The organism is Neisseria sp. HMSC065D04 (assembly GCF_001815675.1).
In the GTDB taxonomy this organism is placed as follows: domain Bacteria; phylum Pseudomonadota; class Gammaproteobacteria; order Burkholderiales; family Neisseriaceae; genus Neisseria.
Genome location: NZ_KV821493.1, coordinates 79,806 through 84,877 on the forward strand (window position 1 = coordinate 79,806; position 5,072 = coordinate 84,877).

Sequence of the window (5,072 nt, forward strand, 5' to 3'; positions counted from 1 at the left end):
GAGGTCGCGAGTTCGAGACTCGTTTCCCGCTCCACAGTTTAATTTCAGATGTGCCCCATGCGGGAATAGCTCAGTTGGTAGAGCGCAACCTTGCCAAGGTTGAGGTCGCGAGTTCGAGACTCGTTTCCCGCTCCAGTTTGAACATTACCTGGTAGTTTGTTTGGCGAGATAGCAAAGTGGTTTATGCAGCGGATTGCAAATCCGTCTACGCCGGTTCGATTCCGACTCTCGCCTCCACTCATTTCATGGCGGGGTGGCAGAGTGTTTATGCTATAAGGGGTGCAACCCTTATATAGGCCGGTTCAAATCCGCGCCCCCGCCTCCAAATTTCAATATAAAACAGTCTGCGCCCGGGTGGTGAAATAGGTAGACACAACGGACTTAAAATCCGTCGGCCCTAAACCGGCCGTGCCGGTTCGATTCCGGCTCCGGGCACCAATAAATCTATGAATTTATTGAATAGTCTAAGACTCTAAATTACCAAAAGACAGCTTATAATTCAGGCTGTCTTTTTGCTTTGTGCCCAATTTGTGTCCAACTTGCGATCTTTACACAATGTAATTGCATGAAATCAAATACCTAAAGAAAAGCCCTGAAAACCGGACAAGTTTTCAGGGCTTAATTTTATATTCTACACTTGTTTACACGCTAAAGGCTTGAAAAATAAAATGTAGTTTTAAGTAATAACTGTTCTCATTGATGTAAGTCAAAAAAATATCGGGTAAACGTTCACATCTTCGCCAATCGTTACACTTCATAGAGCTAAAGTGCTATTCTGCAAAGGTAAATTTCTTCTACCTATAAATTCTATCTGACAAATTAGGAGCTTGATATGTCAACCGATGTACAGCAACGCCCTGCCGCTTGGGAAGGTTTTATCGGCGGTAATTGGGAAACCAATGTCGACGTGCGCGATTTTATTCAGAAAAACTACACGCCTTATGAAGGCGATGCATCTTTCCTCGCGCCTGCGACCGAGGCAACGACCAAATTGTGGGCGGACGTGATGGAAGGCATCAAAGTCGAAAACCGTACGCACGAACCCTACAAAATCGACGCGCAAGTTGTGTCCGGCATTACCAGCCATGCACCGGGCTATATCGATAAAGATTTGGAAACCATCGTCGGTCTGCAAACGGACGAGCCTCTGAAACGCTCCATTATGCCGTTCGGCGGTTTGAAAATGGTGCAAGACGCATGCAAGGTGTACAACGTCGAGTTGAACCCCGAAGTCAGTGAAATCTTCACCAAATACCGCAAAACCCACAACCAAGGCGTGTTTGATGTTTATACGCCTGACATCCGCCGTTGCCGCAAATCCGGTGTGATTACCGGCTTGCCGGATGCTTACGGCCGCGGCCGCATTATCGGCGACTACCGTCGCGTAGCATTGTACGGTATCGACTTCTTAATGAAAGACAAACTCAACCAGTTCAACTCGCTGCAAGCCGATTTGGAAAACGGCGTGGATTTGGAAGAAGTTATCCGCCGCCGCGAAGAAATCAATGATCAATACAAAGCCTTGGGTCAAATGAAAGAAATGGCGGCCTCTTACGGCTACGACATTTCCGGTCCTGCGAAAAATGCGCAAGAAGCCATCCAATGGACTTATTTCGGCTACCTTGCCGCCGTTAAATCGCAAAACGGCGCCGCCATGTCGTTCGGTCGCGTGTCTTCGTTCTTGGACATCTACATCGAGCGCGACCTGAAAAACGGCGTAATTACCGAAACTCAAGCGCAAGAATTTATCGACCATTTGGTGATGAAACTGCGTATGGTTCGTTTCCTGCGTACGCCCGAATACGACCAACTCTTCTCCGGCGACCCGATTTGGGCAACCGAATCCATCGGTGGTATGGGTTTGGACGGCCGCACGCTGGTAACGCGCACCAACTTCCGCGTGCTGCACACCCTGTACAACATGGGTCCGTCTCCCGAACCGAACATCACTGTGTTGTGGTCCGAACAACTGCCGCAAGGCTTTAAAGAGTTTTGTGCCAAAGTGTCCATCGACACCTCGTCCATCCAATACGAAAACGACGATTTGATGCGTCCGGACTTCAACAGCGACGACTACGCCATTGCCTGCTGCGTCAGCCCGATGGTGGTCGGCAAACAAATGCAGTTCTTCGGCGCACGCGCCAACTTGGCGAAAACCCTGCTGTACGCAATCAACGGCGGCGTGGACGAAAAATCCAAAGACCAAGTTGGTCCGAAAACCGAACCGATTATGGACGAAGTCTTGGACTACGACACTGTCTTTGCGCGCATGGACAAATTTATGGATTGGCTGGCCACCCAATACGTTACCGCGCTGAACATCATCCATTACATGCACGACAAATACAGCTACGAAGCCGCGTTGATGGCGCTGCATGACCGCGACGTGAAACGCACTATGGCATGCGGTATCGCCGGTTTGTCTGTGGCCGCCGACTCACTGTCCGCCATCAAATACGCCAAAGTCAAACCGATTCGCGACGAAAACGGTATTGCCGTCGACTTTGAAATCGAAGGCGAATATCCGCAGTTCGGTAACAACGACGACCGCGTGGACGACATTGCCTGCGACTTGGTGGAACACTTCATGAAAAAAGTGGCAACCCACAAAACTTACCGCAACGCAACGCCGACCCAGTCCGTGTTGACCATTACCTCCAACGTCGTGTACGGCAAAAAAACCGGCAACACGCCGGACGGCCGCCGCGCAGGCGCACCGTTCGGTCCGGGCGCCAACCCGATGCACGGCCGCGATGTCAACGGCGCCGTTGCTTCGCTGACTTCCGTAGCCAAACTGCCGTTCGAGTTTGCCAAAGACGGTATTTCCTACACCTTCTCCATCGTGCCGGGCGCATTGGGTAAAGACGAAAACTCCCGCGAACGCAACCTCGCAGGCCTGATGGACGGTTACTTCCACCACGAAGAAGGAGAAGTGGAAGGCGGCCAACACCTGAACGTCAACGTATTGACCCGCGAAACGCTGGAAGACGCGATGAACAATCCGGACAAATATCCGCAACTGACCATCCGCGTGTCCGGTTACGCCGTACGCTTCAACTCGCTGACCCGCGAACAGCAGCTTGACGTGATTACCCGCACCTTTACACAAACCATGTAAAGCAAAGGGTTTACAGTAAACCAAGCCGGGGGACGGATTATCCGGAACCCGGCTTGATTTTGCCTGAAGCAATGGTTTGATAATATCAAAATCCAGTGGATTAACTTTAAATCAAGACGACCGAAGGCGGTACAATAGAGTTATCATTAAAACCCATTTACCTATTTAAAAACAGCCCATAAACTTCCCACAACAGGGAACGCAATGCCCGCATATTAATCCAATAAGAAGAACCCTCTGCAACACAAAAACAAGTTTTCAGACGACCCCAATATCCGGTACATCAGACACCATGCAGACATCCATCGCCATCAACCCCGAAACGCCCGCTCCCGCCAAAGATCTCGGACACCGCCATTACAACGGCAAAGGCATCGTCCATTCCGTAGAATCCTGCGGTGCGGTGGACGGTCCCGGATTGCGTTACGTCCTCTTCCTGCAAGGCTGCCTCATGCGCTGCCTCTACTGCCACAACCGCGACACATGGGACTTGCACACCGAACAAGCCCAAGAAATGACCGTGCCTGAAGTCATGAAGCAAGTCATGTCCTACCGCCACTACCTGCGCGCCACAGGCGGCGGCGTTACCGCCACAGGCGGCGAACCGCTCCTGCAATACGAATTCGTGCGCGACTGGTTCACCGCCTGCCAAGAACACGACATCCACACCTGCCTCGACAGCAACGGTTACGCCCTGCATTACGATTCCATCCTTGACGACCTGCTCGACCACACCAACCTCGTCATGCTCGATTTAAAACAAATCGACCCCGAAATCCACAAAGTCCTCGTCGGCATCCCCAATACCAAAACCCTCAAATTCGCCCACTACCTCGCCGAACGCAAACAGCCCGCCCGCGTCCGCTACGTCGTCGTGCCGGGCTATACCGATGACGACCGTTCCGCCCACCTGCTCGGCGAATTCATCGCAGACATGGACAACGTCGAAATGGTCGAACTCCTTCCTTATCACGAACTGGGCGCGCACAAATGGGCATTGTGCGGCGACACCTACAAACTCACCGGCGTACATCCGCCCCCCAAAGAAACCATCCTCAAAATCAAATCAATTTTAGAAAGCTACGGCAAAAACATTATTTATTGAGTTCAAATCTAAAAAGGTCGTCTGAAAATGAAATATTCGCTTTCAGACGACCTTTTAGCCGTTCATCCCATTTGTTGCAGCCCATTGCATCAATCAGTTACCATATAAATCTATTGTCATTTTAGACCTTCAGTCGCAATCTTTGGGCTAAGTTGAGACAACGTGGTATCGGTTCAAACTTGGATCACTAGAGCATTCTTATCTTTAAAATTTATAGTGGATTAAAATTGCAATGATACGGCGTTGCCAACGCCCTTATGTACTACCCGTACACGGCGGGCGTTGCCGCCTTGTCTCATTTTTATTTTAATCCACTATAATTGAGGAAAGAGCAGTATGATGAAAAAGTTTTTATATATGTTTTTACTTTTTATACCTTTGTCAGCCTATGCAGGGACATATCGAGTAAACAAAACAGGGCTATTGCTTCAGACAAAGCATTTGAAAAATGGAAATATACAATTCGATATATATAACCCGCGCAATTCAGGGAAAAATTCTTTGATGCAAGGCGTGGCAAAATTAAAATCAGGGGATTCGGAAATTGATACAGATGAAGAAACGGGTGAGGGTTATTCTGTAGATGAATATATTCATGATAAAAATCAATGCTTCATATCGATACGCCTAGATGTAGAAAAAGGTAAGAAAGGCTCGTTAAAGACCTCATGTCCGAAACAAAATGAATTAAGACATCTTAATCTTCCAATTTTGAAAATTAAATAGGCGTAACCAGTAGTGGGGTTGAAAACATGCCATTTAAAAAGCTCGTCTGAAAATCATTTCAGACGAGCTTTTAGTTTTGTTGATGTTTGATCTATAGTGGATTAAATTTAAATCAGGACAAGG

3 protein-coding genes and 4 tRNA genes are annotated in these 5,072 nt (G+C 48.8%); all 7 read left to right on the plus strand.

What is annotated here, in order from left to right; genetic code table 11:
- Nucleotides 1-59 precede the first annotated feature (59 nt).
- The 7 genes from HMPREF3050_RS03875 to HMPREF3050_RS03900 all read left to right on the plus strand — a co-directional run bounded on the left by HMPREF3050_RS03875 (nt 60) and on the right by HMPREF3050_RS03900 (nt 4,949).
- Nucleotides 60-135: transfer RNA gene (locus tag HMPREF3050_RS03875), tRNA-Gly, on the plus strand.
- A gap of 27 nt (nt 136-162) precedes the next feature.
- Nucleotides 163-237 (plus strand) — tRNA-Cys (locus HMPREF3050_RS03880).
- 10 nt (nt 238-247) lie between these two features.
- Nucleotides 248-325, plus strand: a tRNA-Cys gene (locus HMPREF3050_RS14550).
- A gap of 23 nt (nt 326-348) precedes the next feature.
- Nucleotides 349-438: transfer RNA gene (locus tag HMPREF3050_RS03885), tRNA-Leu, on the plus strand.
- 394 nt (nt 439-832) lie between these two features.
- Nucleotides 833-3,118 carry a formate C-acetyltransferase gene (gene pflB / locus HMPREF3050_RS03890; RefSeq protein ID WP_070773539.1) on the plus strand — a complete coding sequence of 762 codons (2,286 nt, stop codon included), beginning with the start codon at nt 833-835 and terminating at the stop codon, nt 3,116-3,118.
- Between the two features lie 292 nt (nt 3,119-3,410).
- Entirely contained in the window at nt 3,411-4,223 is an 813-nt protein-coding gene (gene pflA, locus HMPREF3050_RS03895; protein WP_003759661.1) for a pyruvate formate lyase 1-activating protein, read from the plus strand.
- Between the two features lie 336 nt (nt 4,224-4,559).
- Entirely contained in the window at nt 4,560-4,949 is a 390-nt protein-coding gene (locus HMPREF3050_RS03900; RefSeq protein ID WP_070773541.1) for a hypothetical protein, read from the plus strand.
- Nucleotides 4,950-5,072: the final 123 nt, after the last annotated feature.